At 68.4% G+C, this 3,348-nt stretch carries 3 protein-coding genes; 2 read left to right on the forward strand and 1 reads right to left on the reverse strand.

Annotated elements, in window-relative coordinates; all coding sequences use genetic code 11:
- The first annotated feature begins 297 nt into the window (after window positions 1-297).
- Window positions 298-1,599 (forward strand): type II toxin-antitoxin system HipA family toxin, encoded by a 1,302-nt coding sequence (locus Q1V87_RS05840; RefSeq protein ID WP_300591244.1) that lies wholly within the window; start codon window positions 298-300, stop codon window positions 1,597-1,599.
- Between the two features lie 35 nt (window positions 1,600-1,634).
- Here Q1V87_RS05840 and Q1V87_RS05845 read toward each other — a convergent pair whose 3' ends face one another.
- A complete protein-coding gene (locus tag Q1V87_RS05845) occupies window positions 1,635-2,228 on the reverse strand; it encodes a hypothetical protein (protein WP_300591245.1) in 594 nt (197 codons plus the stop codon).
- An 88-nt stretch (window positions 2,229-2,316) separates the two neighbouring features.
- Here Q1V87_RS05845 and Q1V87_RS05850 point away from each other — a divergent pair, with 88 nt between their 5' ends.
- Window positions 2,317-3,195, forward strand: a complete 879-nt coding sequence (locus Q1V87_RS05850) for a universal stress protein (protein ID WP_300591246.1) — start codon at window positions 2,317-2,319, stop codon at window positions 3,193-3,195.
- Window positions 3,196-3,348: the final 153 nt, after the last annotated feature.

Genomic DNA, 3,348 nt, shown 5'->3' on the forward strand with positions numbered 1-3,348 from the left:
AACACGATGCCAGCTGTGCGTTCGCGGCGGTGACGCTTGCGCGACCGCGCCCGGCGAGACTTCTCGGTATCCACCGCACGGCGCGCGGCAGCGATCTCGTCATCGCTCGCGCCCTCGGGCGTCGCCGCGTCGTCAGTCATGGGTCGGATGCCTTCCTGTCCTCACGGAAGCCTATTCGCCCGCACCCGAGTACACGATGAGAGACAACCGCTAGACCTGCCGTAACACGCGCCCTCTAGGGTGGGGTCCTGGACGACGAGCTGGCTGACGAGCTGAGGGACGGAGGGATCGGGCCCCATGGTGACGGCGAACGCGACGACCCAGCGTGTCTGGGTGGACGCGGCGGCGACCCCGGATGCGGCAGCCGGTCCCGTCGGCTGGATGGATGTCGTGACGCTCGCCGAAAAGGCTGTCGGTGTGACCTTCTCCTACGACCCGACCTACCTTGCGCGACCGGATGCCTACGCGGTATCTCCGGAGCTACCGCTGGGGACAAAACCTCGGGTCCTCAGGTCGATGCCCGGGGCGTTCGTCGATTCCAGCGCCGACTCGTGGGGACAGAAGCTGATTCGCCGACAGCTGCGTGCCGAGGGTGTGACCCTTCTCTCGGAGGTCGATGCTCTCGTCGGAGTGTCGGATGAGGCGCGCACTGGCGCCTTCCGGTTCCGTGAGGCTCCGAGTGCGGGTGAGGAGGAGGCGTACGTCGCGGGCCGCGCTGCGCGGGTTCCCGTCGTGCTCGACCTGCGCGCGCTTCGGGCAGCAGCGGATCGGACCCGCGCGGGGGCCTCCTCGAGCGAGCAGGCGATCGCGGAGCTCCTGGATGCCGGCACGGCCGTGCTCGGCGGCGCCAGGCCCAAGGCCCTCGTGCGGCGGAAAGGTCGCGCGCTGCTCGCCAAGTTTCCGGCACCGGATGACGAACACGACGCGATCCGGTGGGAGGCGGTTTCGCTGCACCTCGCTCACGCTGCCGGTCTTGCCACGTCACGGGTGCGCACGATCGAGATCGGAGAGCACGCGGTGCTGCTGGTCGATCGATTCGATCGCGTCGGGAAGGCGGACTCGGTGGTTCCGGCCAGACCCGGGAACCCCGGGGAGTTGCGGATTCCGTACTGGTCGGCGCGAACCGCGACCGGCGATGGGCGCGACTATCTGGATGTCGCGCGCGTCATCCGCGCCATGGATGCGCCGCGCGGTGTCATCCGTGCTCAGTTGCGGGACCTGTGGCGACGCGTGGCCTTTACCGTTGCCGTGCACTGCACCGACGACCACCTTCGCAACCTGGGATTTCTGCGCCGGGAGTCAGCGTGGCGGCTGTGTCCGGTGTTCGATGTCGAGCCCGATCCGGTGCAGGAGCGGTTGCGGTCCACCGCGATCGTGGGGGTGGTCGACCCGGATGCTGCGCCGGAGGCTCTTGTTGCGCTCGCCGGGGAGCTTGGGATCAAGACGTCGTCGTGGAAGCGGTCGCTTGCTCAGGTGCTCGTCGCGGTGGAGTCGTGGCCGGACGTCGCGAAGCGGGTGGGCCTTGCCGAGGACGAGTTCGGGGCGATGGATGCCGCGATCGGCCATCGCCGTGATGCGCTCGCGATGCTACTGACCTGACCTGACCTGGCCCGAACCGGCCGGAGCCGGGAGGATCAGGAAACGGCGAGCGGGGCGATAACGGCGGCGACGAGTTCGCTCGGATCGCGAACGAGAGTGAAGTCCCCGGCATCCGGAACCACGCCCGGAGCTGCGTACCCCAGCGTGACGATGCCCGGCTGGCTCGCGCGGGCGCGCGCGACGAACGCTTCGATCGCGGCGAGGTCGCTGTCTGCGGCGATGCCGAACACCAGCGCGGTGTAGGAGCCGACAGACAGGTAGGCCAGGGCGGCATCCGCGTGCCTCGTTTTGAGGACCGCGGTGCCGAGCCTTTGCAGGGCGATCGTCTCGGACACGCTCGTGTCGGGGTCGTCATCGACCCACAGCACGCGTCCCGGGTGGACGCGCTCGGGAAGTTTGGGCGTCACCGCGGCGCCCTGGCCGCGGGCAGCGTGCGCTTCGCGCAGCTGGGTCGCGACAACTTCGCGGTCTTCGGGCGCGAGGGCGATCTCGATGGTCGACAGTCGCTGCGCTGGGACGCGGACGGTGGAGGTGCGGCGGATCCAGAGGATGACGCCGACGAGGGCCATGATGACGATCACGCCCACGAAGCCGAGGACGAGCGTCACGAAGCCGGTGTCGATCTGCATGAGGTCAGTATGCCCGGTCGGCGGCGCGGAGATGAGGGAAGGGCAACTCGCATGGACGAGGGACAACTCGCATGAATAGGGTGAGGGCATGACCGAGAATGCTGCGAACGGCGAGCCATCCTCCCCCGGAACTTCCGCGACGATCGTTGTGGGTGCGACGAGCAAGCCTGGCTCGCGGCGCGCCATCGAGTGGGCGGTCGCGCGCGCGGTGAGCACCGGTGCTCGCCTGGAACTGTTCTCGGTAGTTGGCGGCGCAGTGGGCGCGGTCGGTGAGCAGGAGGTCGTGCAGCGCGCCGTGGACTACGAAGAGGCCTTTCTTCGGAACGAGGCAGCGGCGCTGTCGGCCCGAGGTATCGACGTCACGGTTCGGGTGACACACGGAAATCCGACGAAGGAGCTGGTCGAGGCGTCGTCGGATGCCGCGCTCCTGGTGATCGGCAGTGATCACACCGGGGGCGCCGACAAGCATCGCGGGCCGCACGGCACGCGGATTGTTGCCGGAGCTCATTGCCCTGTCGTCGTGGTACCCGACATCGACACGACCGGACGCACGGGCGTGGTCGTCGGGGTGGACGGTTCGGAGGTTTCGCACGCGGCGCTCGCTTTCGCTGCGGTCGAGGCATCGCGGTTCGCGGAGCCGCTCACTGTCGTGTCGACCTGGATGCCGGTCGTCTACACCGGCGACATCGCGCCCTACCCCGACATGTATCTCACAGATCTGCAGGGTACGACGGAGGCTTTCGCGCAGTCGATGGCCGATGAGGTGCGAAAGGATCACCCGCACCTCGAGATTGTCGTGCACGTGGATGAGGGCGATCCTGCCACCGTGATCGCTGAGGTGGCGGCATCCGCTCGCCTTGCCGTTGTCGGAACCCACGGACGCACCGGGTTCGCTCGGTTCCTGCTGGGGTCGGTGAGTACCCAGGTGCTCGACCACCTGACGACGGTCACGGCAGCGGTGCGCTGACCTGGCGGCTCGACTGCCGGGAGACGACAAGGCCCCCGGCTCGATCTGGGGGGCTGTCGAGCCGGGGGCTGCACGCGTGTCGCGTACCTTCGCTGCGGATGAGTGACCCGAAACACTCAGCGCGCGGTCTTGCCACGATGAGAATGGCACGGT

This window comes from Microbacterium sp. (assembly GCF_030149085.1).
Lineage (GTDB): Bacteria > Actinomycetota > Actinomycetes > Actinomycetales > Microbacteriaceae > Microbacterium.

What these genes read in the sequence shown, in the direction of transcription:
- Q1V87_RS05840 (WP_300591244.1), top strand. Translation starts at nt 298, where the DNA reads ATGGTGACGGCGAACGCGACGACCCAGCGTGTCTGGGTGGACGCGGCG.
- Q1V87_RS05845 (WP_300591245.1), bottom strand. Translation starts at nt 2,228, where the DNA reads ATGCAGATCGACACCGGCTTCGTGACGCTCGTCCTCGGCTTCGTGGGC.
- Q1V87_RS05850 (WP_300591246.1), top strand. Translation starts at nt 2,317, where the DNA reads ATGACCGAGAATGCTGCGAACGGCGAGCCATCCTCCCCCGGAACTTCC.